The following is a 24098-nucleotide window of genomic DNA, read 5'->3' on the forward strand; positions in this document are numbered from 1 at the left end:
ACAGCATCACGGACGGCATGCTCAGCGCAACCCCTTCTATGAATCTCCTGTGGGTCGATAGCGTTGACCGCATGAAGCTCAACGACCGGAACCTGCGCACACCCTCCCGCATCCTCATGGCTCTGCCCATCGCCGCACTCGCCTTCTCGCTGGCCGCCTGCGGGGGAACGTCCCGCCCCGCGGTCGACGACGTCGCCGACGGCATCCAGAAGGTCTACGAAGAGCAGGGACTCGGTGATGTCGTGACGGACGACGTCGCGACCTGCTTCGCCGACGCCCTCGTCGACTCCGACCTGAGCAACGAGACCCTCACCTACATCGCCAACGGCGAGGACAAGCAGTCCAGCGAAGAGGACAAGGCACTCACCACGCAGATCCTCACCGACAACCTGGAGAAGTGCGCGGGCTGACCCCCGGGCCGACCACGAAGGATGACGGATGCTGCGGCATCCGTCATCCTTCGTCATCTCCGCCTCCGGTCGCGGGCGCGGCTCCTAGCGTGGACGGATAGCGCGCACACGGCGCGCACCGATTCTGGAGTCCCCGATCCAATGAGCACCACCGTCCGCGCCACGAAGGCGCCAGACACCCGCGGTCCAGTCCGGAAGCTGCTGACGTCGTTCGGCTTCCAGATCCTCGCCGCACTCGTCCTCGGCATCGCCGCCGGCCTGATCGCCCGTCAGCTCGGAGCGACCGGCGACGAGCCGAACGGCCTCTCGGCCACCCTCGACACGATCGGCAGTTCGTACGTCACGCTGCTGCGCACGGCCGTCGTGCCGCTGATCTTCACCGCGATCGTGGCGAGCATCTCGAACCTGCGGCGCGTGCAGAACGCCGCACGCCTGGCCGGTCAGACGCTGCTGTGGTTCGCGATCACCGCGTTCATCGCCGTGAGCATCGGCATCGTGCTCGGACTCGTGATCCAGCCCGGGTCGCGCGCCGGCGACGACCTCGCCCCGAGCGCGCCCTACACCGTGGGCACCTGGTGGAACTTCCTGCTCGGTCTGATCCCGCAGAACTTCCTCGGCCTCAGCGTCAGCACCAACCCCGGCGCGACCGAGGGCACGTTCTCCTCGAGCGTCAACTTCAACATCCTGCAGGTCATCGTGATCGCGGTCGCCGTCGGCATCGCGGCGCTCAAGGCCGGCAAGAAGGCCGAGCCCTTCCTCGAGTTCACGGAGTCGCTGCTCAAGGTCATTCAGCGCGTGCTGTGGTGGATCATCCGCATCGCCCCCATCGGCACCTTCGGCCTGATCGGCGCCGCAGTCGTCGAGTACGGCTGGGAGAAGCTCGCCTCGCTCGGCTGGTTCGCGATCGCCGTGTACATCGGTCTCGCTCTGGTGCTCTTCGTCGTCTACCCGGTGCTCGTGAAGACCAACGGCCTGTCGATCAGGCAGTACTTCTCGGGCGTCTGGCCCGCCGTGCAGCTGGCGTTCGTCAGCCGCTCGTCGATCGGCACCCTGCCCCTCACCGAGCGCGTGACCGAGCGCAACCTCGGCGTTCCCCGCTCGTACGCCTCCTTCGCCGTGCCGTTCGGCGCGACCACAAAGATGGACGGCTGCGCCGCCATCTATCCGGCCATCGCCGCGATCTTCGTCGCGCAGTTCTTCGGCATCGAACTCACCCTCGTGCAGTACCTGCTGATCGTGCTCGTCTCAGTCGTCGGCTCGGCAGCCACCGCGGGCACCACGGGCGCGACCGTGATGCTCACCCTGACGCTGTCGACGCTCGGCCTGCCGCTCGAGGGCGTCGGCCTGCTGCTCGCGATCGACCCGATCCTCGACATGGGCCGCACCGCGGTCAACGTCGCGGGCCAGGCGCTCGTGCCCACCATCGTCGCCAAGCGCGAGGGGATCCTCGACGAGGAGCTCTACAACGCGCCCCGCGAGGGCCTGCCGTTCGCCGACGACTCGGCCGACGACGACGCACCCGAGGCGGATGCCGCGGCATCCGAGACCGAGCCGGCCAGCACCCGCTGACCTCTCTGCGTCACCGCCCGAGCGCCTCGTCCCTTCCGGGGCGGGGCGCTCGTCCGTCTCCCGCTATGCGCGACCCTGCTGGCGGGTGGCACCGCGGGTGTCGAGCGCGAGCTCCTCGGCATCCATCGCCGTCATCAGCTCGCGCATGAGCTCTTCATCGAGGTTGCCCGCGTCCCTCTCCGCGAGAAGGATGTCGCGGCGCACCTGCAGCCATCCCCGGCTCAGGGCAGCCAGGTCGTCGAAGGACGGGCGAGCTGCGGCATCCTCGACCTGCTGCGCGTCGTCGGTGTCCTTCTCGACGCGGGTCATGCGCTTCGTGAACGCATCGAACACTCCCAGGTCGACCTCGCCGTACTTGGCCTCCCACTCGACGCGCTTCTCGGCCAGGAACGCCTTGCCGGCCTCTCGGCTCTTCTCCCGCACCGCGGCGAGCGCACGCTGATCGTCGTCGTGATCGACGTCTCCCTCGATCCCGAGGCGGCGGATCAGCATCGGCAGCGTGAGCCCCTGCAGCAGCAGCGTGCCCACGGTCACCACGAACGCCACCACGACGATCGCGTGCGAGGCCTCTTCGTCGAGCGTCGCGAGATCGGCGGCCGCGAGAGCGATCGCGAGCGTCACGACGCCGCGCATACCGGCCCATGAGATCACCGCGCTGTCCTTCCAGGTCAGCTGCAGCCCGGCCATCTGGTCGCGCACGATGTGCGTGCGCAGCTCGTCGGCCGTGAACTGCCCCCACCGCCGGGACTTCTCGTGACGTTTCTCGAACTCCCCGTTCTCGACGCCGCGATCCCAGCGCTGAAGGCGCTTGCGGTCCTGGAAGTTCGCCCACGCGCTCGTCGGATAGATGTACAGCGGACGCACCACGAGCACGACCAGCAGCACGATGCCCGACAGCACGAGGATCTGCTCGACGGACTCACCGCCGAGGTCGCGGAGCACCCGGGGGAACTGCAGACCGATGTACGCGAACACGAAGCTCTCGAGCAGCAGATCGGCCGACAGCCAGAGCGGCTTCTCCTGCTGGCGGGTCGTGTAGTCGGTGCGAGGCGAGTTGTATCCGACGTACAGGCCCATCGCGACGACCGCGAGCACTCCGGAACCCAGCAGGTGCTCGGCGATCGCATAGGCGCCGAACGGTGCGAGCAGGCCGAAGGTCCCGATCACGACCGCATCGTTGATCCGCATGCGGAGCTGATGCAGCAGGATGCCGAAGACGAGTCCGATCGCGACACCCACGGCGACGGCCAGCAGGAACTGTCCCACGCCGCCCCACACCGACACGGTCGCGCCCGCGAGGATCGCCGCGAACACGCGGTACAGCGTCAGCGAGGTCGCATCGTTGATCAGACTCTCGCCCGAGAGCACGGTCATGATGCGGCGCGGCAGACCGAGCTTGCGGCCGATCGCAGCGGCCGACACCGCATCCGGCGGCGCCACGATCGCGCCGAGCAGCAGGGCGCCCGGCAGGGTCAGCGACGGCATGATCCACCAGGCCACGAACCCCACCGCGAGCGCCGTGAGCAGCACGAGCCAGATGCCTAGCCGGCGGATCTGCGGGAGGCTGCGCTTGAAGCCGACGAACGAGACGTCCAGGGCCGCCGAATAGAGCAGCGGCGGCAGCACGAGGTTCAGCAGCAGATGGCCGTCGATCTCGACATCCGGCACGAAGGGCAGGAAGGATGCCGCGAGCGCCACGACAGTGACGAGGAGCGGCGCCGGCCAGCCGCGCCATCGGGCGATCGCGGCCACCACGACAGCACCGACGAGCACGTAGAAGATCTCGGCATCCATGCCCCTAAAGTACTGCCCTCCCGCGTCGGTCGCGGGGCGCAGCCGCGTCGGTCACGGGGCGCAGCGGGCCGCGGATCAGGGGCGATCGTCGGCGAGCTCGTCGCGGAGGCCGGCGTTCTCATCCTCCAGATCGAGCACGCGACGGATGCCGACGATGTTGATGCCCTCGACGCGGAGCCCGGTCACCCGGCGGATGCGCTCGAGGTCGTCATCGCTGTAGCGGCGCGTGCCGCCCTCGCTGCGCGCGGGCGTGACCAGCCCCTTCGCCTCGAAGAGTCGGAGGCTGGCCTCGGGGACCCCGCTGAGCTGCGCGGCGACGGCGATGCCGTAGACCGGCATGCTCGGATCACGATCACCCATGGGCACCTCCCTCTCGACGCACTTGCATTCTATCTCGCGTTGTTCTATAAAAAATCTATAGCAACGGTTGCAGATAATCTGCACCGGAGAACGCCCGCTCGGGCCACACGAAAGGAGACACTCATGGCCATGTCCTTCGATCCGTTCAGTCAGCTCGACCGCTTCGCTGCGAGCGTGCTGGACTCCGTCCGCGCACCGCGTCTCATGCCGGTGGACCTCTACCGCGACGGCGACAGGTACATCCTGCACGCCGACCTCCCCGGCATCGATCCGGGCTCGATCGACGTCGACCTCGACGGCGGACAGCTCACGATCCGCGCGCAGCGCACGGCCGACGGTCGCGAAGGCGTCCGCTGGCTCGCACGCGAACGCGGGGCGGGCTCGTTCCTCCGCCAGTTCTCGCTCGGGGACGGCGTCGACCTCGACGCGATCAGCGCCTCGTACGAGAGCGGCGTGCTCTCGGTGATCATCCCCGTCAGCGAGCGCGCGAAGCCCCGCAAGATCGAGGTCGAGTCGAGCGACAACCGACAGTCGATCACCGCCTGACCCTTCGGTGGGCCGGGGGCGCACACCCCGGCCCACCCCGCTCTCCCTTCGGAAAGGACGATCCCATGCGCCCCTCTTCTACTCTCGACCGGTTCCTCCGCAGCATGGAGTACCCGGCGACACGAGACGACCTGCTCCGCGAAGCAGCCCGCGACGGCCTCGGCCCCGATGACCGAACGGCCCTCGCCCAGCTTCCCGAGCAGAGCTTCAGCGCCGCCTGGCACATCCGCTATCACCTCACGCGACGCGCGCTCACCGAGGAGTTCACGCCCTCGGCATCCGCAGGTCTCGTCGCTGTCTGAGACGCACCGGCGACGATGGGGCGGACGGGAATGCCCCGCCCGCCCCCGCCGTTGCATTCGGGGATGACTTCCACCGCGCTCTCCGTCCTCGACCTCGTACCGGTTCGCACCGGCCAGACCAGTGCCGAGGCGATCTCCTCCTCCCTCGATCTCGCCGCGACCGCCGACCGGCTCGGCTACCGCCGCTACTGGTTCGCCGAGCACCACAACATGCCGGCCGTGGCATCCACCACTCCTCCGGTGCTGATCGCCGCCGCCGCGATGCGCACGACGCAGATCCGTCTCGGATCCGGCGGAGTGATGCTCCCCAACCATGCACCGCTCATCGTCGCCGAGCAGTTCGCCGCCCTCGAGGCCATCGCGCCCGGACGCATCGACCTCGGCCTCGGTCGCGCCCCCGGCAGCGACCCCGTCATCACCCAGCTGCTGCGTGGATCGGGCACGACCAGCGACGTCGAGCAGTTCCCGCGCAACGTGCAGGACATCGCCGCACTCATCTCGGGCGAGGGCGCCACCGTGCGCTTCACCTCGGGTGGCGAGTACACGGTGCACGCGACCCCGGCCGCCACCGGAAGCCCCGAGGTGTGGCTGCTCGGATCGAGCGACTACTCGGCGCAGCTCGCGGCATCCCACGGCCTGCCCTACGTCTTCGCCAACCACTTCTCGGGACAGGGCCTCGAGCGCGCGCTCGACCTCTACCGCACCGGCTACCAGCCGAGCGAAGAGCACCCCGAGCCGCGGACGTTCCTCACGGTCAACGTCGTCGCCGCGCCGACGCAGGAAGAGGCCGAGGCGCGCGCCCTTCCGCAGCTGCGCATGATGTCGCGCCTGCGCCTCAACAAGCCGCTCATCGCACTCGAGACCGTCGAAGAGGCCCTCGCCGCAGAATCGGATGCCGCGACCGACCAGGTCGTCGAAGCCGCCCGCTCGCGCTGGTTCGTCGGCACCGGCGAGTCGGTCGCCGCCGAGGTGCGCGCGTTCGCCGAGAAGTACGGCGTCGACGAGGTCATGCTGTCGCCCGTCGCCGGTGCATACGAGTCCGAGCCTCGTGACGCCGCCGCTGGCCGCGCCCAGACGCTCGAGCTCATCGCCGCCGCCCTGTAGGCGCCGCGGGCGCCGCTCGCGCTGGTCGCCGCGCGCTGGTCACCGCGCGCGCGCGCGAGCGCCGCATCCGGCGTCCCGGCGGGGCCATGTGGCGAATGCCGCCAAGACTCCGCGTCAGGGGCTGGTATTCCGGTGCGCCGGGGCGTAGGGTCACCCGCAACGGAAGGGGTTCGATGATGAGCACTACCAAGACCCTGGCCCTCTGGGTGGCGTACGGCACGAACGGCGTCGTCGGCAGCATCCGACATGACGACGAGGGATACACCGTCGTCATGGCCGGATCCGATGCGGCGACAGGCACGTACCCGACCTTGGAATCGGCGAAGGGCGCGTTGCATTCGCACATGCTGCCGGGCAGCGGTTGGCCGATGTTCCGCGAGCACTGACTTTCGAACGGGGAAACAAGGGGCAGAGGGGCGGCGCGGTCGCGGGGCATCCCCGCGACCGTCGTACGCTGACTGCATGCGAATCACCACTCCCCTCGCTCCTCCGGCATGCTGACGGTCGAGGAGCAGCGGGCGAAGGTGATCGCCGCCACCCGACCGCTGGATGCCGAATCGGTGCCGCTCGCGCAGGCGGCGGGCCGCATCCTCGCCGCGACCGTGCACGCTCGGGTCGATGTGCCGCTGTTCGACAACTCGGCGATGGACGGATACGCGGTCCTGTTCACCGACGTCGAGTCGGCCACGGCCGAGCACCCCGTCGAGCTCGCGGTGGTCGCCGACCTCCCGGCGGGGTCGGCCGACGAACCCGAGCTGCGTGAGGGACGAGCCGCACGCATCATGACCGGCGCGCCTGTGCCACAGACGGCGACCGTCGTCGTGCCCTTCGAGCACACCCGCGACGGCCTGCAGGCGTGGGACGCTCCTGCGATCGTGGTCACCGCGCCGACTCGCGCGGGTGCCAACATCCGCCGCCGCGGCGAGGAGCTGCGCGCCGGAGCTGTCGTCGCGACAGCCGGCACCACCCTCGGCCCGCTCCAGCTCACGGCCATCGCGGCCACCGGCATCGACACTGTGCCGGTGCATCGTCGTCCTCGCGTCGCGGTCATTTCGACCGGCAGCGAGCTCGCCGACCCCGGCGCCGACCTCGCCCGCGGGCAGATCCCCGAGTCGAACTCGGTGCTGCTCGCTGCGCTGTGCGCGGAGACGGGCGCTGACGTCGTCTCGGTCGACACGGTGACAGACGAGGATGCCGCCTTCACCGCACTCCTCGATCGCGCGCTCGTCGATGCGCGCGTCGATGTCGTGGTCACGTCCGGCGGAGTCAGCGCCGGAGCCCACGAGGTCGTGAAGAACGTGCTGCGCGATCGCATCGAGTTCGTGGCGGTCGCCATGCAGCCGGGCAGACCTCAGGCCTTCGGGCGCCTTGGCGACGCGCTGGTGTTCGGACTGCCCGGCAATCCGGCGAGCGTCGCCGCGTCGTTCGAGGCCTTCGTGCGGCCGGCGCTGCTCGCTCTCCAGGGTCGCGCAGGCCTGCAGCGCCCGATGCTCCGCCTCGCCAGCACCGCAGCGTGGCGCAGCCCGGTGGGACGACAGCAGTACGTGCCCGTCGCCCTCGACCGATCCGACCCGGCCGCCTGGTCGGTGCGCCCGGCGGCCGCCGACGGGTCGTCGGGCGCGCATCTGGCGGCAGGACTCGCCAGAGCGGATGCCTATGCCGTCGTGCCCGCCGACGTATCAGCCGTCGCAGCAGGCGACCTGGTCGATGTGATGCTGCTCTCGTGACCGGGACGCGAACGACCGAGACACCGGACGCCGCGACACCGGCGTCCGGGCCGACTGCCGCGATCATCCTCGCCGGCGGGCGGGCCTCACGACTCGACGGGACTGCCAAGCCGTTGCTCGAGGTCGGCGGCCGCACCCTGCTCGACCGCGCCATCGCCGCCGTCGACGGCTGCGACCCCATCGTGGTCGTTGGTCCGCCGGCGCCGACCCGTGTTCGCGTCGTATGGACCCGGGAGACGCCGGAGTTCGGCGGACCGGTCGCCGGCATCGCCGCCGGCCTCGCTCTCGTCGACACCGCCGACATCGTGCTACTGGCGGCCGACCTGCCGAACGCCGAAGGCGCCGTGGCGCTGCTGCACCGGCATCCGCCCCTCTCCGCCGACGCCGACGGCAAAATCGGCAAGGCCGACGCCGACGGCAAGGACGGCAAGGCCGACGCCGCCAGCACGAATGGTGCGCACGGCATCGACGGCGTCTGCCTGATCGACGCGTCGGGACGGATGCAGTGGCTCGTCGGCCGCTACCGCACCGATGCCCTGCGATCCGCCGCCGCGGCTCTCCCCGACGGCGGCCGCGACGCGTCGTTGCGATCGCTGCTGGCGCGCCTGCGCATCAGCGCGATTCCGGCGGGAGACCTGGCGACGGATGTCGACACGTGGGACGATCTCGAACGGGCCCGCGCCGCGGCACCGATGCCCCCGCGCGACGGAGCACCAGACGAGGAGACGACATGACCGACAAGCCGCAACACCTTCCGGTCGAAGCCCTGGACGACTGGACCACGGCGGTCTGCAGCGCGCTCGGGATCGATCGCGAGTCCGTCGATGTCGCCCTGCTCCTGGATCTCGCCCGGGATGTCGCGCACGGCGTCGCGCGCCCGGCCGCACCGCTCAGCGCCTACCTCGCCGGCCTCGCCGCAGGTCGCGCCGGCGGCAGCCGCGAGGACACCGCTGCGGCGGTCGCCACCATCACCGAGCTGGCCGGGGAATGGCGCGCCGACGACCAGGATTCCTGAAGTTCTCTCATCGCCGCCTCCTCGATGTGATCGAGAAGTAATCGTCCGGTAATCGCACTCGTGCGGCCCTGCAACATCCGCCGCCTACGTTCAGAGCATTCACCTCTCGAACGCAGGAGCCGCGATGTCCCAGATCACCGGAAGAAGCAGCCTCGACACCCCCGCCGTGACCCTCACGCGCCGCCCCGGCCGGTGGATCGACGGCTGGAACCCCGAGGATTCGGCCTTCTGGGCCACCGAGGGCAAGGCGATCGCCCGCCGCAACCTCGGCTGGTCGATCTTCGCCGAGTTCCTCGGGTTCATCATCTGGCAGCTCTGGAGCATCGTCGTCGTGCTGCTCCCCGCCGCCGGGTTCACCCTGAGCACCACCGAGTCGTTCTGGCTGATCTCGCTGCCGAGCCTCGTCGGCGCGACGCTGCGGTTTCCGTACACGTTCCTCGTCGCCCGCTTCGGCGGACGCAACTGGACCATCGTCTCGGCGCTGCTGCTGCTGATCCCCGCCATCCTGCTCGGCATCGTCGTGCAGGATCCCGCGACCCCGTTCGGCGTGCTGCTCGCCGTCGCGGCTCTCGCCGGTTTCGGCGGCGGCAACTTCGCCAGCTCCATGGCGAACATCACCTACTTCTTTCCGCAGAAGGAGAAGGGCTGGGCGCTCGGACTCAACGCCGCCGGCGGCAACCTCGGCACCTCGGTCGCCCAGCTCGCCGTGCCGATCGTCGTGTCGATCACCGCCGCGTCGACCTTCAGCCTGTCGTTCGCCGGCTGGATGTGGGTGCCGCTGATCCTCGTGGCCGTGTGGGGCGCATGGCGCCACATGGACAACCTGTCGTCGGCCAAGGCGGACTTCGCCGGGGCCGCCGCCGCACTGCGCGAACCGCACCTGTGGGTGCTGTCGCTGCTGTACATCGGCACGTTCGGATCGTTCATCGGCTTCTCGAGCGTCTTCCCGAAGCTCATCGCCGACACCTTCCCCGAGTTCTCGACGTTCCAGATCGGCAGCGCCTCGCTGTCGCTGGCCTTCCTCGGAGCCCTCGTCGGCTCGCTCGCCCGCCCCTACGGAGGAAAGCTCGCCGACCGCTTCGGCGGAGCACGGATGACGATCGCCGCGTTCTCGCTCATGATCGTCGGCGCCCTGTCGCTGCTCGTCACTCTCGAGGCGAACAGCTTCGCGCTCTTCCTCGGATGCTTCCTGCTGCTGTTCGTCGCGGCGGGCGTCGGCAACGGCGCGACCTACCGGATGATCCCCAACGTCTTCGCCGCACGCGGTGCCGCGACCGCGGGCGACGCGCTCGCTGTCAGCACCCAGCGCAAGGGTGCGGCCGCCCTGGGGCTGATCTCGGCCATCGGCGCCTACGGCGGATTCGTGATCCCGCAGGTTCTCGCGGCGGCGAAGAGCGGCACAGGTTCGTACGCTCCGGCATTCGGCGGATTCGTCGCCGCCTACATCGTGCTGCTCCTCATCACGGTCTTCGTCTATCTGATGCCTCGGCCCTCGCTCGCCGGACACCGGATCTGACCATGACCGAGCGCATCGTCGTCATCGGCGCGGGGCCTGTCGGCATCCGCTTCGCCGAAGAGCTCCTGCCGCTCGTGGCAGGGGGTCGGGCGACGGTCACCGTGCTGGGCGCCGAGACGGCGGATCCGTACAACCGGGTGCTGCTCGCGGAATACGCCGTGGGCGAGGCCTCGTCCGACGAGCTCACTCTCGCCACTGCCGCGAGCCTCACCGGTGTGGATCTGCGGCTGGGGGCGCGAGCGGTGCGGATCGATCGGGAGGCGCGGGTCGTCGAGCTGGTCGACGGATCGACCGTCGGGTACGACCGCCTGGTGCTCGCGACCGGCGCGCGATCGATCGTCCCGTCGCTCGAAGGCCTCGAGACGCTCGGTCCGGACACCACCGGCCTCGACAGCAGTCTGACCACAGGGGTCTGCGTGCTCCGCGATCTGTCGGATGCCGAGCAGGTGCGCGCCGTGGTCGCACGCGGCGGCCGGGTCGTGGTGCTCGGAGCCGGCGTGCTGGGGATCGAGCTCGCCATGCTGCTCGCTGACGCCGGCGCCGTGCCCTCCGTGGCCCACTTCGGTCCGATGCCGATGCCCCGCCAACTCGACCGGGGATCGGCGAGCATCCTCTCGACCGCTCTCGCCTCGGCCGGCGTCACGCTGGTGCCGCACACCCGTGCCGAGGGCGTGATCGGGGTCGAGGGCGACGACGGCATCCGCCGGTTCCGTGCACTCGCGAGCTCCGACGGCAAGCGCATCGAGGGCGATCTGCTCGTGCTGTCGTGCGGCGTCAGGGCGCGCACCGAGCTCGCCGAGGCCGCGGGACTCCGCGTCGGCAACGGCGTGCTCGTCGACGGCGCACTGCGTTCGTGGTCGGATCCGCGCATCCATGCGATCGGGGACTGCGCCCACATCGCCGACCCCGCCGAGTTCCTGCACGACCGCCAGGTGCCGGGCGGACCGCACGGCCTCGTCGGCCCCGGCTGGCGTCAGGCGAGCTGGCTCGCCGCGGCCATCGCCGCCGAGCTCGACAGTGCCGACGACCACCCGGGCGAGTTCGCCGACGAGCACCCCGGCGTCGTCGTGCTCAAGGGCGAGCTGGTCGACATCGCATCCGCGGGCGACGTCTCGGCCGACCCCTTCGCCCCTGTCCCGGCCGGTGAGGATGCCCCCGGCATCGCCGTCTGGGCCGACCCCGAGCACGGCACCTACGTGAAGATGGCGACGCGCGACGGCATCCTCACCGGATTCGTGGCGGTCGGGATGCCGCGGGCCGCGGCCGAACTGAGCGTGCTGTACCTGCGCGGCGGCGAGCTGCCCGCCGACCGCTCGCTGCTGCTGCGTCTCGATGATCCTGACGCTGATGCGATCGCACCGGCCGGTCGTGACGCGACCCTCTGCATCTGCAACGCCGTCACCGTCGGCCAGATCGAGGACGCGATCGACGACGGCTGCTCGTCGGTGGCTGCGGTCGGTGAGTGCACCCGCGCCGGCACCGGATGCGGAGGATGCCGCGCCCGCATCACCGAGATGCTGCACGCCCACGCGGGGGCCGTCGCATGACCGACACCCACTGCCCCTACTGCGCGCTGCAGTGCGCGATGACGCTGACCCCGACCGTGGGCGCACCGCTGCCGGTCGCCGTCGCCGGACGCGACTTCCCGACGAACCGCGGCGGGCTGTGCAAGAAGGGGTGGACCTCGGCCGAGCTGCTCGCCGACGCCGGTCGCCTCACCACTCCCCTGGTGCGCGGGACCGACGGCGAACTGCACCCGGCGGACTGGGACGTGACTCTCGATCTGATCGCCGCGCGGCTGCGTCTGATCGCCGAGGAGGACGGCCCCGATGCGGTCGGCGTCTTCGGCGGCGGCGGGCTCACGAACGAGAAGGCGTACCAGTTGGGCAAGTTCGCCCGCATCGCGCTGCGCACGTCGCGCATCGACTACAACGGCCGCTTCTGCATGTCATCCGCTGCGGCCGCCGCCAACCGCTCCTTCGGAATCGACCGCGGCCTGCCGTTCCCGCTGACCGACCTCGACACCGCCGAGACGGTGCTGCTGCTGGGATCGAACGTCGGCGACACCATGCCGCCGTTCGTCTCGCATCTGCAGGGCGCCAGGGCCCGCGGCGGTCTCATCGTCGTCGATCCTCGCCGCAGCTCGACGGCACGATTGAGCGCCGACGGCGCCGGGATCCACGTGCAGCCGGTGCCCGGCACCGATCTCGCGCTGCTGCTCGCAGTGATCCATGTCGTGATCGCCGAGGAGCTCTACGACGACGGCTATGTGCGCCAGCGCACATCGGGCTTCGACGCCCTCCGCCAGTCGGTGTCGGCGTGGTGGCCCGAGCGTGCCGAGACCGTCACCGGGGTGGCGGCGCGCAGCATCCGCGATCTGGCACGCAGACTGGCGGACTCCGACTCGACCTACATCCTCACCGGCCGCGGCGTCGAGCAGCATGTCGACGGCACCGACACCGCGACGGCCGCCATCAACCTCGCACTGCTCCTGGGTCTTCCGGGGACACCGGGGTGCGGCTACGGCACGCTGACCGGGCAGGGCAACGGCCAGGGCGGACGCGAGCACGGACAGAAAGCCGACCAGCTTCCGGGGTACCAGTCGATCAGCGACCCGGCCGCCCGCGCCTCGGTCGCGGCCGTGTGGGGCGTCGATCCCGACGACCTTCCCGGGCCCGGCATCCCCGCGGTCGAGCTGCTGCAGAGCGCCGGACTCCCGGGCGGCGTGCGAGCGCTGCTCGTGCACGGCTCGAACGTGTTCGTGTCGGCGCCGAACGTGTCGACCGTGCGCGAGGCCCTGGGCCGGCTCGATCTGCTCGTCGTCTCGGACTTCTTCCTCTCGGAGACCGCGAAGGCCGCCGACATCGTGCTCCCCGTGCTGCAGTGGGCCGAGGAGGAGGGCACGATGACCAACCTCGAGGGCCGCGTGCTGCGTCGCCGCCGAGCGGTCGACGCCCCCGCCGGCGCCCGCAGCGAGCTGTGGATCATGGCCGAGCTCGCCCGTCGCCTCGACGCCCCCGGCACCTGGAGCCTCGTGCCGTCGGAGGTGTTCGGCGAGCTGGCCCGCGCCTCCGCCGGCGGCCGCGCCGATTACTCCGGCCTCAGCCACGAACTGCTCGACCTCGGCATCGAGGCGCACTGGCCCTTCCCGATCGGGAGCCTCGGCACCCCTCGACTGTTCGCCGACCGCTTCGCGCACGCAGACGGGCGCGCGAAGCTCGTCGCCGTGCGGGCTCGGGAGCATCGGACGGCGAGCGCCGACCGGCTCACCCTGATCACCGGGCGCCTGCTCGAGCAGTACCAGAGCGGAGCGCAGACCCGCCGCATCCCCGAGCTCACCGAGAAGCGGCCCGATCTCGTCGCGCAGCTGCACCCTGCGACCGCGCGTCGTCATGGGATCGGCGAGGGCGACGGCATCCGTCTCTCGAACTCCCGCGGCACCCTGCGGGCGCGGGCCGAGCTGACGCACGACATCAGGCCCGACACGGTGTTCCTGCCGTTCCACTACGCGGATGCCGAGAGCGCCAATCTGCTCACCGACGACCGGGTCGATCCGCACTCGGCGATGCCCGAGTTCAAACGGGCTCTGGTCGAGCTCCGCGCCGTGGAGGCGGCGCTCAGTCGTCCGGCTCGCCGCTGAGGATGCCGCGCAGCCAGTCGCGCGCCTCGACGAAGATGTCGTCGGAGTAGCGCTCGGGATACTGCACGATCTGCCGGTCGGCTCGCGGATACGACCCGAGGAACACCACGCGCGGGCTGAAACGGCGGATGCCGAGCAGGGCGTCGGCCATGCGCTCGTGCTCGATGTGGCCGTCGGCGTCGATCACGAACCGGTAGCGGCCGAGCTCGTCGCCGATCGGACGCGACTGGATCAGCGAGAGGTTGATGCCGCGGGTCGAGAACTGCTCGAGCATCTCGAGGAGGGATCCGGGGTGATCGTTCGGCAGCTCGACGATCAGCGAGGTCTTGTCGGCCCCGGTCGGCGCCGGCGCCGGCGTGGTGCGGGTCACGAGCACGAAGCGGGTGACGGCCTGGGCGTTGTCGCCGATGTCCTCGGCCAGCACGTCGACGTCGAGGTGCTTCACGACGCCCGGGGCGGCGATGGCCGCCTGGGCGGGAAGGCCGCCGTCGAGCATGCCGATCGCCGACGCGACGTTGCTCGCCGCAGGCACATGCGAGTGCCGGGGCAGGTGCTCCCCGAGCCAGCCGTGGCACTGGGCGTAGGCGACCGGGTGCGCGGCGATCACGCTGATGTCCGCCAGGGTCGTGCCCCGAGGCGCCACGAGCACGAAGTTCACCGGCACGAGGTACTCGCCGATGATCCGCAGGCCCGGCAGAGTGGCCAGCGCATCCTGCGTGGTCGAGACGCCGCCCTCGATCGAGTTCTCGATCGCGATCATCGCGGCGTCGCTGCGCCCCTCGAGCACATCCGCGAGGGCTTCTCCGACGTTGTGCACGGCACGCCAGTCCTGACCCCGTGCTTCAGCGACCTGTTCGAGCGCCGCTTCGGTGAATGTTCCGGCGGGGCCGAGATAGCTGTAGGTGCGGCGTTCAGTCACGCGTTTCACCTTAGGGCACCGGCACACGCCCAGAAGATGCGCGGATGCCGAGATGGGGGCAGACTGTCTGCATGACGAGCCGCGCCGGCCTCCCTGCCGAGGAATCTGATCTGATCGATGTCGACGAGCTGATCGCCGCTTACTACGACCGCGTGCCCGACCCCGGGGTCGCCGCCGAGCGGGTCGCGTTCGGCACCAGCGGTCACCGCGGGTCGTCGCTGACCAAGAGCTTCAACGAGAACCACATCCTGGCGACCACCCAGGCGATCGTCGACTACCGCGCGAGCCAGGGGATCACCGGTCCCCTGTTCCTCGGCCGCGACACCCACGCGCTCTCGCTGCCCGCCGAGCGCAGCGCCATCGAGGTGCTCGTGGCCAACGGCGTCGACGTCCGCGTCGACTCGCGCGACGCCTGGGTGCCGACGCCCGCGCTCAGCCACGCGATCCTCACCTTCAACCGCGACCTCGCGTCGGATGCCGCCGGCCGCGCCGACGGCATCGTCGTCACCCCGTCGCACAACCCGCCCCGCGACGGCGGCTTCAAGTACAACCCGCCGCACGGCGGACCGGCCGACACCGACGCGACCGGCTGGATCGCCGACCGCGCCAACGAGCTGATCGCCGGCGGTCTCGTCGACGTCAAGCGCGAGCGGTTCGCCGACATCGACTGGGACGCGCTTCCGGGGTACGACTTCCGTGACGCCTACGTGCGCGACCTGGCGACGATCATCGACATCGACGCCATCCGCACCGCCGGCGTGCGCATCGGCGCCGACCCGCTCGGTGGCGCATCCGTCGAGTACTGGGCGCTCATCAAGGAGGTCTACGACCTCGACCTGACCGTCGTGAACCCCGAGGTCGACCCGACCTGGCGCTTCATGACACTCGACTGGGACGAGAAGATCCGCATGGATCCGTCCTCCCCGTCGGCCATGGCCTCGCTCGTCGCCAAGAAGGGCGACTACGACGTGCTGACGGGCAACGACGCGGATGCCGACCGCCACGGCATCGTCACCCCCGACGCCGGGCTCATGAACCCGAACCACTACCTCGCGGTCGCGATCGACTACCTGTTCTCGCACCGCTCCGAGTGGCCGCGCGACGCCGCGATCGGCAAGACCCTCGTGTCGTCGATGATCATCGACAGGGTGGCCGAATCGCTCGGACGCCGCCTCCTCGAGGTGCCGGTGGGCTTCAAGTGGTTCGTGCCCGGTCTGCTCGACGGCTCGGTCGCGTTCGGCGGCGAGGAGTCGGCCGGAGCATCGTTCCTCCGCAAGGACGGCACGGTCTGGTCGACCGACAAGGACGGCATCCTGCTGTGCCTGCTCGCGGCCGAGATCATCGCGGTCACCGGCAAGACGCCGTCGGAGCGGTATGCCGAGCTGGAGCAGGCCTTCGGCTCGTCGGCCTACCAGCGCGTCGACGCGCCGGCGACGCCCGCGCAGAAGGCGACGCTGGGCAAGCTCGCTCCGGATGCCGTCTCGGCGACGACCCTCGCGGGTGAGGAGATCACCGCCAAGCTGTCGCACGCCCCCGGCAACGGTGCGGCGATCGGCGGCCTCAAGGTGCAGACCGAGCACGCCTGGTTCGCCGCCCGCCCCTCGGGCACGGAAGACGTCTACAAGCTGTATGCCGAGAGCCTGCGCGGCCCGGAGCACCTCGCCGAGGTGCAGGCCGAGGCGCGAGCCGTGGTGTCCGCCGCCCTCGGGGGCTGATCCCCGCGTCCTTCGGGCTGTTCTTCTGCCCCCGCACGTCGCCCGTGTGGGGGCAGAAGTGCATCCGGGCGGAACGCTTTCGTGGCGGAACGCCCGCGTGGCGGATCCGGGGGCGGACTGCCCCACGGCATCCCCTCCGTGTGCGTGCGGGGTCAATTACGCACCCGAAACGGCTGATCCCGATGCGAAAGTGGCCCCGGCTGGCGTCCGCGATGCGAAACTGACCCCGACTGGCGGGCGAAAATGCCCTCGCGTCCCCTATCTCGCCGCCCCTGCGTGTGCGGGGTCAATTACGCATCCGAAACGGCCATCCCCGGTGCGAAAGTGGCCCCGGCTGGCGAGCCGGCTGCGAAAGTGGTCCCGACTGGCTGGCGGGCGGATGCTGCGGGGGGCGGGGGCAACCGGGCGGAAGGATGCGGACGGATGCGGACGGATGCTGCGCAACAGCGAACCCCACCGCGGGCCGACGCGCGCGGAGGCGATGCGTCAGACTGAGCGGGCGAGCAGGGCTCCGGCCTCGCGCAACCAGCGGGCGGGGTCGGCGAGCGCGGCATCCGACGATCCGGCGATCTCGGTGAGCGACGCGGATGCCGTGAACAGCGCGGTGTCGGAGTCGGCCGTGATGCGTCCGGCGGCGAGCAGGGCGGTCGCACCGGTCGTCGACGCGAGGCCGGCGATGAACGAGGGCACCTTGCCGTCTCCGGACTGACCGTCGTACGACCCCTCCCCTGTGATGACATGGTCGGCGTCGGCGATCGCGTCGGCGAGGCCGATCAGGTCCGCCACCTCGGCGGCGCCCGGGGCGAGCGTCGCACCCCAGGCGACCAGCGCACCGCCCGTGCCACCGGCGGCTCCGGTGCCCGGCAGTGCGGAGTCGAGGCCGAGCAGTTCGGCGAGGCCCGCGAGTCCGGCATCCACTTCGGCGAGCTCCGGGCCGACGAGACCCTTCTGCGGTCCGAACACGGCTGCGGCGCCCCGCGGGCCGACGAGGGGATTCGTGACGTCGGTGAGCACGCGCACCCGCGGCGCCGTGCGCAGGCCGCTCAGGTCGACGGAGGCGATGTCGGCGAGACCGCGGGCCCCTCGTGCGACCGGCTCACCGGCGGCATCGAGGAATCGCGCGCCGAGGGCGGTCAGCATCCCGGTGCCGCCGTCGGTCGACGCGCTCGACCCGATGCCGACGACCAGTCGCGTGACGCCGTGGTCGAGGGCGGCGGCGATCGCCTGGCCGAATCCGGTGGTGTCGGCATCCCACGGACGCAGTTCGTCGAGCAGTTCGATGCCCGAGGTCGACGCGAGGTCGACGACGGCGGTCCCCCCGGGAGAATCCCCCGAGACGGGAAGCAGCAGCCAGCTAGTCTCCAGCGCCAGCCCCGCGGGTCCGTCGACGACGACCGGCATGCGTCGCGCTCCCGGCACGGCCGCCTCGAACGCGGCGACGGTGCCCTCGCCGCCGTCAGCCATGGGGCGGTGCACGAACGTCGCGGTCGGCTCGACCGATGACCAGCCTTCGGCGAGGGATGCCGCCGCATCCGCCGCGGTGATCGTGCCCTTGAAGCTGTCCGGCGCCAGCACCACGCGGGTCATCGGGTGAGTCCGGGGGTGCTCGCCCGCACGATGACCTCGAGCGGAAGCGAAGCCTGCTGCCAGTCGGCGTCGACCGTCGCACGGAAGGCCTGATATCCGACCTCGCTGAGCGGCACGCGCACGGTGGTGAGCGCCGGGGTGACATCGCTGCTCGAGGGCACGTCATCGAAGCCGCAGACCGCGATGTCGGCACCGACCTCACGACCGGCCTCGCGGATCGCCGCCATCGCTCCGATCGCGACCACGTCGCTCATGCCGAACACGAGGGTGCCGGGTTCGACGCCGTCGGAGAGGGCCGCCGTCATCGCCTGCGCACCCGATTCGCGGCGGAAGTCGCCGCGGATCACCCGCTCGATCACCCCGCCGTCGGTCTCGAAGCCGGCGCGGAATCCGGCGAGACGCTCGTCCGACGTCAGCACTCCCTCGGCCGCGCCGATCGCGATGGCGGAGCGGTATCCGAGAGACGCCATGCGGCGACCGAGCGCTTCGGCGCCGGCGCGGTTGTCGATCTCGACGTGGCGGTTGTCTGCGCTGCCGGCGCCGAACGTGACCACGCGTCCACCGAAGCGGGCGTACTCCGCGAGCTCGCGTGAGGTGTCGGAGTCCGTCGGCTCGTTCGTGCGCGATGCGGCGAGGATCAGGCCCTGGGGTCGCTGCCCACGGAGGGCCCGCACGATGCGCGCCTCGCGTGCCGGATCTCGTTCGGTGATCGCGATCGTCACGACCAGACCCTGTTCGTCGGCTCCGCGGGCGACACCGGCTGCAATGAGTCCGAAGTAGGGGTCGGCGATGTCGGCGACCAGGAGTGCGATCACGGGCGAGGTTCCTCGGGCGGTCGCCTGCGCCGATGCGTTCGCCGTGTAGCCCAGTTCGGCGGCCGCCTGCTCGACGCGCTCGCGGAAAGACTCGGCCACCTTGCGCTCGGATCCATTGAGAACACGGGATGCCGTGGCGAGCGAGACCCCGGCCTCACGGGCGACGTCATGCAGGGTCGGGGCCGCGCCCCGCGAATGCCGCGGCTGACGCACGCGGGAAGGGCTTTCCTGCTGACTCATGCCCTGAGCATACTGCGCGGTGAGGGCGATGCCGGGGAGGGTCCGGCGACCGGGCTGCGGGGGCGCATGGCTCAGAGGGAGAGGTAGGCGCGCAGCGTCGCCGCCTCGCCACCCAGTAGCGCCGGATCATCGCCGGGTACGAACTCGAGCAGCGCATCTCGGGGCGGAGTCGTCGCGGACAGCGCATCCGCGAAGAAGCGGGTCCACAGGGCATCCCTCGCCCGCAACGGAAGCCTCTCGTGATCCGGCCACCACGAGAACACGTGCGCGGCGCTGACCCGGTCGGCGATCGCGCGGTACTCGTCGAGCACCGCATCGACCGTGGCACCGACCGTCGGCTGCCAGTACGAGCTGAGCGTCGGCCGAGCCACCTCGTCGAGCACCCGCAGCGTCGTCGGGGCGGTGTCGGCGAGCGTTCCGGAGTGGAACTCGAGCGCGAGCGAGATTCTCCGGGCGGCGGCCTCATCGACAGCATCCTGCAGTCGGGCGATCGTCGACGCCCAGTCCTGCGGCGACGCCTCGTCGGACCCGATCGGCCCTGCCCAGACGCGCACTCGATCGACACCGAGCGCCTCGGCGGTGTCGAGCACGGGGGTGATCGGCTCGTCGGCACCGGCACGGAAGTACGAGCCGTAGGAGCACGCGACGAGCCCGGCATCCGTCGTGAGCGTCGCCACCCTCGCGGCCTGCTCGACGTCGCCGGGCAGCACGTGCGAATCGGCTCCCCACTCGATGACCTCGAGTCGAGCGTCGGCAGCGAGGTCGACCACCTGTTCGGCGCTCAGCGACCGGAAGGTCACCGAGCAGAGTCCTGGGCGGATCTTCGTCATGACGTCATCCTCTCAATCGTTCGGCGGGGTGTCTCGGGGCTTGCGCCGTGCGCGACCGCCGCGTACAGGTGGGCGGTTCCCGGGTGGGGATCCGGTCTTCGGCGGCGTCCGGACCGGTTCGGTCTTGTCCGGTCCGGTCCGGTCCCGTCGGACGAGAAGACCGCCGTCCCCCGTCCCATCTGCAGGTCCCAGGCACGGATGCAGGACAGAAACCGTGTTACGGCCCTGCATCCGTGCTCGGGTCCTGCACGTGCTCCGGCGAACGGTCCGGTCCGGTTCCGGCGAACGGTCCGGTCCGGTTCCGGTTCCCTCGGCCGGTCCGGTTCGGTCTTGTCCGGTCCGGTCCGGTCCGACGAGAAGACCGCCGCACCGCGTCCCGTCTGCAGGACCCAGGCACGGATGCAGGACGGAAACGGTGTCATGGCCCTGCATCCGTGCTCGAGTCCTGCAGACGGTGGAAGCGTGGCCCACTCGCGGACGTTCGCGGCCGGTGCCCGACCGGATCCCGGTGCCCGACCCGGTTCGCCGGCCCCGACCGAAACCCGACCCCGACCGGATCCCGGCGGCCGTCAGCGCAGATGCGGCGAGATCGCGGTGCCGAAGGTCTCGGCCGTGCGACGGACGACGTGCTCGGGAGCGTCCGCCCAGATGTCGGCGTTGAAGATCTCGACCTCGATGTCACGGTCGTATCCGGTGTCGATCACGGCCCGCGTGAGCGAGCCGAAGTCGATCACGCCGTCACCCGTGTACTGCCGCGACAGCAGCACATCGGCGGCGAGCGGGGTCTTCCAGTCGCACACCTGGTACGTCGCGATGCGCCCTTCGCGGCCGGCGCGCGTGATCTGCTCGAGCACCTGCGGATCCCACCAGATGTGGAACGTGTCCACCGCCGCGCCCACGACGTCGGCATCGAAATCGGCCGCGATGTCGAGCGCCTGCCCGAGCGTCGAGACGACCGCGCGGTCGGAGGCGTACATCGGATGCAGGGGCTCGATCGCGAGCGTCACGCCCGCCGCCTTCGCGTCGGACGCGAGCACGCCGATCGCGTCGCGCACACGCTCGCGCGCGCCGATCAGATCGCGCGATCCCACCGGGATGCCGCCGGCCACGAGCACGAGCACGGCCGTCGATCCGTCGGCGCCCGCGGCGGCGAGGGTCGCGGTCTCCTCGATCGCTCGGCGGTTGTCGTCGAGCGCAGCGATGCGATCCGGCCCCTCCGGAAGGGTGAAGAAACCACCGCGGCAGTGGGTCGTGACGCGCAGCCCCGAATCGGCGAGCATCTGCGCGGCGACGTCGAGCCCGACCTCGTTCACGGGCTCGCGCCACAGGCCGATCGCCTGGATGCCGGCATCCGCCGTCACCCGCAGCGCCGTCGCGAGGTCTGCGTGCTTGATCGTGGCCTGGTTGATCGACAGGCGCGGGTCGACGGTCACAGGTCCACTCCGTTCAGGCGGAGCATCCCGTGCCAGCGCTCGCGTGCGAGTTCGGGATTCTCGAGGGCGAGCGACGCGTTCGCCAGCTCGACGATGCGGCTGAGGTGCGGAAGGCTGCGCGCCGAGTGCAGTCCGCCGACCATCTGGAACGCGGGCTGGTGCCCGTTGAGCCAGGCGAGGAAGGCGACACCGGTCTTGTAATAGAAGGTCGGCGCGGCGAACACCTGGCGGCTGAGCTCTTCGGTCGGGCCGAGGATCTCGAGGTAGAGCTCGGGGTCCCCGGCATCGAGCGCCTGGATCGCCGCGGAGGCGACCGGAGTGATGGCCGCGAACGCGCCGAGCAGCGCGTCGGAGCGCCCGTCACCCTGCCCCACGGTGTCTCCGCCGATGAGGCCGACGTAGTTGAAGTCGTCGCCGGTGAACATGCGCACACCCTGCGGCAGTCGCTCGCGCACCGAGATCTCCGACTCGGCGTTCAGGAGGCTCATCTTCACGCCGGCGACCTTGTCGGGGTTCTCGGCGATCACGTCGAGCAGCACAGCGGATGCCGTCTGCCAGTCGTCCGCTCCGAAGTACCCGGCGAGCTCGGGGTCGAAAGCCGTGCCGAGCCAGTGCAGCACGACCGGGACGGTGGCCGCCGAGAGCACCTCGCGATAGACGCGACGGTAGTCGTCGGCGTTCTCAGCGACACGGGCGAGGTGGCGAGAGGCCATGAGCACCGGGCCCGCCCCCTGCTCCTCGGTGAAGTGCAGCTGCTCCTTGTAGGCGTCGATCACCTGGTCGAGCGAGATGTGCGACTCGGCGACGTGATCGGTGTTGACGCCGACCACGACCGAGCCGCCCTCCTCGCGGGCGACCTCGGCGCTGCGCGCGATGAGCTCGCGCGTCGCCGCGGCATCCAGCCCCATGTTCCGCTGAGCGGTGTCCATGGCGTCGGCGACGCCCAGACCCCACGAGTACACGTTGCGGCGGAACGCCAGAGTCGAGTCCCAGTCGATGTCGGCGGGCTGCCCCGGGGTGTTGTCGGCGTGCACCTTCGGCACGACGTGGGCTGCGGCGTACGCGACGCGGCTCTGCAGCGGAGAGGCCGGACGCGTATACCCGCCGCCCTCGCGCAGCTCGGCATCCGTCACCGCGCCCGCGGCGTCGAGAAGTCGGAGAGTGGTCATGCTCAGCCCAGCGTCAGCGGGGTGAGTGCGACCTTGCGGCCTTCGGCGCTGGAGGTCAGCCCCGCCTCGGCGAACTGCACGCCGCGGGCGCCCGAGAGCAGGTCGAACGGGTACTTCGTGCCCTCGACGAACGAGACCAGGTATTCCTCCCACTGCTGACGGAAGCCGTTGAGGAACACATCGTTGGTCGGGACGTTCTGCCAGTCGGCGTCGTAGTCGTGGCTGTCTTCGAGGTCGGGGTTCCAGACCGGCTTCGGAGTCGCGTTGCGGGGCTGGATCTTCGCGCCGAAGAGTCCGACGACCGCGGATCCGTGGGTGCCGTCGACCTGGAACTCGACGAGCTCGTCGCGGTTGACGCGCACCGTCCAGCTGGAGTTGATCTCGGCGACGATGCCGCCCTCGATCTCGAAGATGCCGTACGCGGCGTCCTCGGCGGTGGCGGTGTAGTGCTCGCCGTTCTCGTCCCAGCGGTCCGCGATGTGCACGGCGGCCTGCGCGTAGACGCTCTTGACCTCGCCGAACAGGTTCTCGAGCACGTAGTTCCAGTGCGGGAACATGTCGACGATGATGCCGCCGCCGTCTTCGGTGCGGTAGTTCCAGCTGGGGCGCTGCGCGGGCTGCCAGTCACCCTCGAAGACCCAGTAGCCGAACTCGCCGCGCACCGAGAGGATGCGGCCGAAGAAACCGGAGTCGATGAGGCGCTTGAGCTTCTGCAGACCCGGCAGGTAGAGCTTGTCGTGTACGACGCCGGTCTTGACGCCGGCCTCGTCCGCGAGACGCGCGAGCTCGAGAGCCTCGTCGAGCGACTCGGCGGTCGGCTTCTCGGTGTAGATCGCCTTGCCGGCCGCGATCGCCTTGCGAAGGGCCGAGGCGCGGGCCTTGGTCACGAGGAAATCGGCGTAGATCTCCCACTTCGGGTCGGCCAGAGCCGCGTCGAGGTCGGTCGTGTAGTCGTCGATGCCGTGCTTCGCGGCGAGCTCGGCGAGCTTGGCCTCGTTGCGGCCGACAAGCAGCGGCTTGACCGTGATGCGGGATCCGTCGGGCAGCTCGATGCCGCCCTGGTCGCGGATCGCGAGGATCGACCGCACGAGGTGCTGCCGGTAGCCCATGCGCCCGGAGACGCCGTTCATGATGATCCCGATCTCGCGGGTTGTCGTCTGCGACATTGCTGGTCCGTTCTGTGGGAAGCCGGTGCGCCGGTCGCCCGATATGGGTAAGCGCTTTCCGTCAGCATGCCACGACTCCGTCGGGCGCGCAAGCGGCGGGTGGAAACCGCTATCCGGGTTCGCGGGGCGGTGGCGTGGCCGCCCCTGCCGCGTGCGTGGTCACAAACGCATCCGAAAGGCGCGATTCAGGTGCGTTTCTGGCCACGCACCGTAGGGGGCGGGGCCAGAAACGCACCTGAAT

The 24098-nt window shown here is 70.5% G+C and carries 22 protein-coding genes; 13 read left to right on the forward strand and 9 right to left on the reverse strand.

Features of this window, described 5'->3' with window-relative positions:
* The first annotated feature begins 71 nt into the window (after positions 1-71).
* Both LQZ85_RS17085 and LQZ85_RS17090 read left to right on the forward strand, forming a co-directional pair.
* Entirely contained in the window at positions 72-410 is a 339-nt protein-coding gene (locus tag LQZ85_RS17085; protein WP_053097737.1) for a hypothetical protein, read from the forward strand.
* A gap of 141 nt (positions 411-551) precedes the next feature.
* Positions 552-1979, forward strand: a complete 1428-nt coding sequence (locus LQZ85_RS17090) for a dicarboxylate/amino acid:cation symporter (protein ID WP_056279319.1) — start codon at positions 552-554, stop codon at positions 1977-1979.
* 63 nt (positions 1980-2042) lie between these two features.
* On the opposite strand, the gene LQZ85_RS17095 is transcribed toward LQZ85_RS17090, so the two are convergent.
* Together LQZ85_RS17095 and LQZ85_RS17100 are read right to left on the reverse strand one after the other, a co-directional pair.
* A complete protein-coding gene (locus LQZ85_RS17095) occupies positions 2043-3773 on the reverse strand; it encodes a sodium:proton antiporter (RefSeq protein WP_056279316.1) in 1731 nt (576 codons plus the stop codon).
* Between the two features lie 75 nt (positions 3774-3848).
* Entirely contained in the window at positions 3849-4133 is a 285-nt protein-coding gene (locus LQZ85_RS17100; RefSeq protein WP_053097740.1) for a MerR family transcriptional regulator, read from the reverse strand.
* 123 nt (positions 4134-4256) lie between these two features.
* Here LQZ85_RS17100 and LQZ85_RS17105 point away from each other — a divergent pair, with 123 nt between their 5' ends.
* The 10 genes from LQZ85_RS17105 to LQZ85_RS17150 all read left to right on the forward strand — a co-directional run bounded on the left by LQZ85_RS17105 (position 4257) and on the right by LQZ85_RS17150 (position 13983).
* Positions 4257-4679 (forward strand): Hsp20/alpha crystallin family protein, encoded by a 423-nt coding sequence (locus LQZ85_RS17105; RefSeq protein WP_053097741.1) that lies wholly within the window; start codon positions 4257-4259, stop codon positions 4677-4679.
* A 65-nt stretch (positions 4680-4744) separates the two neighbouring features.
* The gene (locus tag LQZ85_RS17110) at positions 4745-4981 is read left to right on the forward strand and encodes a DUF2795 domain-containing protein (protein ID WP_157538249.1); all 237 of its coding nucleotides are present in this window, start codon (positions 4745-4747) and stop codon (positions 4979-4981) included.
* A gap of 63 nt (positions 4982-5044) precedes the next feature.
* Complete coding sequence (locus tag LQZ85_RS17115; protein ID WP_157538247.1) at positions 5045-6085, forward strand: LLM class flavin-dependent oxidoreductase; 1041 nt, start codon at positions 5045-5047, stop codon at positions 6083-6085.
* 176 nt (positions 6086-6261) lie between these two features.
* Positions 6262-6471 (forward strand): hypothetical protein, encoded by a 210-nt coding sequence (locus tag LQZ85_RS17120; protein ID WP_053099248.1) that lies wholly within the window; start codon positions 6262-6264, stop codon positions 6469-6471.
* A 108-nt stretch (positions 6472-6579) separates the two neighbouring features.
* Positions 6580-7812, forward strand: coding sequence for a gephyrin-like molybdotransferase Glp (gene glp, locus LQZ85_RS17125; RefSeq protein WP_056279309.1), 1233 nt, complete (start codon positions 6580-6582; stop codon positions 7810-7812).
* On the forward strand, positions 7809-8546 hold the full coding sequence (locus LQZ85_RS17130; RefSeq protein ID WP_230101253.1) for an NTP transferase domain-containing protein: 738 nt from the start codon (positions 7809-7811) through the stop codon (positions 8544-8546). The genes glp and LQZ85_RS17130 overlap by 4 nt, the downstream gene beginning before the upstream one ends.
* Complete coding sequence (locus LQZ85_RS17135) at positions 8543-8827, forward strand: DUF6457 domain-containing protein (protein ID WP_056279307.1); 285 nt, start codon at positions 8543-8545, stop codon at positions 8825-8827. The genes LQZ85_RS17130 and LQZ85_RS17135 overlap by 4 nt, the downstream gene beginning before the upstream one ends.
* Positions 8828-8951: 124 nt before the next feature.
* Positions 8952-10343 carry an MFS transporter gene (locus LQZ85_RS17140; protein WP_056279305.1) on the forward strand — a complete coding sequence of 464 codons (1392 nt, stop codon included), beginning with the start codon at positions 8952-8954 and terminating at the stop codon, positions 10341-10343.
* A 2-nt stretch (positions 10344-10345) separates the two neighbouring features.
* Positions 10346-11890, forward strand: coding sequence for an FAD-dependent oxidoreductase (locus LQZ85_RS17145; protein WP_056279303.1), 1545 nt, complete (start codon positions 10346-10348; stop codon positions 11888-11890).
* On the forward strand, positions 11887-13983 hold the full coding sequence (locus LQZ85_RS17150; RefSeq protein WP_056279300.1) for a molybdopterin oxidoreductase family protein: 2097 nt from the start codon (positions 11887-11889) through the stop codon (positions 13981-13983). Before LQZ85_RS17145 ends, LQZ85_RS17150 begins: the two co-directional genes overlap by 4 nt.
* Here LQZ85_RS17150 and pheA read toward each other — a convergent pair.
* Positions 13961-14911: a prephenate dehydratase gene (gene pheA, locus LQZ85_RS17155; RefSeq protein WP_056279298.1), complete on the reverse strand. Its 951-nt coding sequence runs from the start codon at positions 14909-14911 to the stop codon at positions 13961-13963. The two genes, LQZ85_RS17150 and pheA, sit on opposite strands and share 23 nt — an antisense overlap.
* Positions 14912-14973: 62 nt before the next feature.
* Here pheA and pgm point away from each other — a divergent pair, with 62 nt between their 5' ends.
* A complete protein-coding gene (pgm, locus tag LQZ85_RS17160; RefSeq protein WP_056279296.1) occupies positions 14974-16617 on the forward strand; it encodes a phosphoglucomutase (alpha-D-glucose-1,6-bisphosphate-dependent) in 1644 nt (547 codons plus the stop codon).
* A gap of 486 nt (positions 16618-17103) precedes the next feature.
* Here pgm and LQZ85_RS17165 read toward each other — a convergent pair whose 3' ends face one another.
* The 6 genes from LQZ85_RS17165 to LQZ85_RS17190 form a co-directional block, all read right to left on the reverse strand.
* Positions 17104-18204, reverse strand: coding sequence for a glycerate kinase (locus tag LQZ85_RS17165; protein WP_056279295.1), 1101 nt, complete (start codon positions 18202-18204; stop codon positions 17104-17106).
* A complete protein-coding gene (locus LQZ85_RS17170) occupies positions 18201-19259 on the reverse strand; it encodes a LacI family DNA-binding transcriptional regulator (RefSeq protein ID WP_082586640.1) in 1059 nt (352 codons plus the stop codon). Before LQZ85_RS17170 ends, LQZ85_RS17165 begins: the two co-directional genes overlap by 4 nt.
* Before the next feature lie 71 nt (positions 19260-19330).
* Positions 19331-20089 (reverse strand): sugar phosphate isomerase/epimerase, encoded by a 759-nt coding sequence (locus tag LQZ85_RS17175; protein ID WP_056279287.1) that lies wholly within the window; start codon positions 20087-20089, stop codon positions 19331-19333.
* Between the two features lie 569 nt (positions 20090-20658).
* Entirely contained in the window at positions 20659-21522 is an 864-nt protein-coding gene (locus LQZ85_RS17180; RefSeq protein ID WP_056279285.1) for a sugar phosphate isomerase/epimerase family protein, read from the reverse strand.
* Positions 21519-22691: a dihydrodipicolinate synthase family protein gene (locus LQZ85_RS17185; protein ID WP_230101254.1), complete on the reverse strand. Its 1173-nt coding sequence runs from the start codon at positions 22689-22691 to the stop codon at positions 21519-21521. The genes LQZ85_RS17180 and LQZ85_RS17185 overlap by 4 nt, the downstream gene beginning before the upstream one ends.
* A 2-nt stretch (positions 22692-22693) precedes the next feature.
* The gene (locus tag LQZ85_RS17190; protein ID WP_056279281.1) at positions 22694-23857 is read right to left on the reverse strand and encodes a Gfo/Idh/MocA family oxidoreductase; all 1164 of its coding nucleotides are present in this window, start codon (positions 23855-23857) and stop codon (positions 22694-22696) included.
* Positions 23858-24098: the final 241 nt, after the last annotated feature.

Origin of the sequence: Microbacterium sp. Bi98 (assembly GCF_918698045.1) — a bacterium.
Lineage (GTDB): Bacteria > Actinomycetota > Actinomycetes > Actinomycetales > Microbacteriaceae > Microbacterium.

What these genes read in the sequence shown, in the direction of transcription:
- LQZ85_RS17090 (WP_056279319.1), top strand. Translation starts at nt 552, where the DNA reads ATGAGCACCACCGTCCGCGCCACGAAGGCGCCAGACACCCGCGGTCCA.
- LQZ85_RS17115 (WP_157538247.1), top strand. Translation starts at nt 5,045, where the DNA reads ATGACTTCCACCGCGCTCTCCGTCCTCGACCTCGTACCGGTTCGCACC.
- LQZ85_RS17190 (WP_056279281.1), bottom strand. Translation starts at nt 23,857, where the DNA reads ATGTCGCAGACGACAACCCGCGAGATCGGGATCATCATGAACGGCGTC.
- LQZ85_RS17185 (WP_230101254.1), bottom strand. Translation starts at nt 22,691, where the DNA reads ATGACCACTCTCCGACTTCTCGACGCCGCGGGCGCGGTGACGGATGCC.
- LQZ85_RS17150 (WP_056279300.1), top strand. Translation starts at nt 11,887, where the DNA reads ATGACCGACACCCACTGCCCCTACTGCGCGCTGCAGTGCGCGATGACG.
- LQZ85_RS17100 (WP_053097740.1), bottom strand. Translation starts at nt 4,133, where the DNA reads ATGGGTGATCGTGATCCGAGCATGCCGGTCTACGGCATCGCCGTCGCC.
- LQZ85_RS17120 (WP_053099248.1), top strand. Translation starts at nt 6,262, where the DNA reads ATGAGCACTACCAAGACCCTGGCCCTCTGGGTGGCGTACGGCACGAAC.
- LQZ85_RS17135 (WP_056279307.1), top strand. Translation starts at nt 8,543, where the DNA reads ATGACCGACAAGCCGCAACACCTTCCGGTCGAAGCCCTGGACGACTGG.
- LQZ85_RS17105 (WP_053097741.1), top strand. Translation starts at nt 4,257, where the DNA reads ATGGCCATGTCCTTCGATCCGTTCAGTCAGCTCGACCGCTTCGCTGCG.
- pgm (WP_056279296.1), top strand. Translation starts at nt 14,974, where the DNA reads ATGACGAGCCGCGCCGGCCTCCCTGCCGAGGAATCTGATCTGATCGAT.
- glp (WP_056279309.1), top strand. Translation starts at nt 6,580, where the DNA reads ATGCTGACGGTCGAGGAGCAGCGGGCGAAGGTGATCGCCGCCACCCGA.
- LQZ85_RS17110 (WP_157538249.1), top strand. Translation starts at nt 4,745, where the DNA reads ATGCGCCCCTCTTCTACTCTCGACCGGTTCCTCCGCAGCATGGAGTAC.
- LQZ85_RS17145 (WP_056279303.1), top strand. Translation starts at nt 10,346, where the DNA reads ATGACCGAGCGCATCGTCGTCATCGGCGCGGGGCCTGTCGGCATCCGC.
- LQZ85_RS17095 (WP_056279316.1), bottom strand. Translation starts at nt 3,773, where the DNA reads ATGGATGCCGAGATCTTCTACGTGCTCGTCGGTGCTGTCGTGGTGGCC.
- LQZ85_RS17175 (WP_056279287.1), bottom strand. Translation starts at nt 20,089, where the DNA reads ATGACGAAGATCCGCCCAGGACTCTGCTCGGTGACCTTCCGGTCGCTG.
- LQZ85_RS17170 (WP_082586640.1), bottom strand. Translation starts at nt 19,259, where the DNA reads ATGAGTCAGCAGGAAAGCCCTTCCCGCGTGCGTCAGCCGCGGCATTCG.
- LQZ85_RS17140 (WP_056279305.1), top strand. Translation starts at nt 8,952, where the DNA reads ATGTCCCAGATCACCGGAAGAAGCAGCCTCGACACCCCCGCCGTGACC.
- LQZ85_RS17165 (WP_056279295.1), bottom strand. Translation starts at nt 18,204, where the DNA reads ATGACCCGCGTGGTGCTGGCGCCGGACAGCTTCAAGGGCACGATCACC.
- LQZ85_RS17085 (WP_053097737.1), top strand. Translation starts at nt 72, where the DNA reads ATGAAGCTCAACGACCGGAACCTGCGCACACCCTCCCGCATCCTCATG.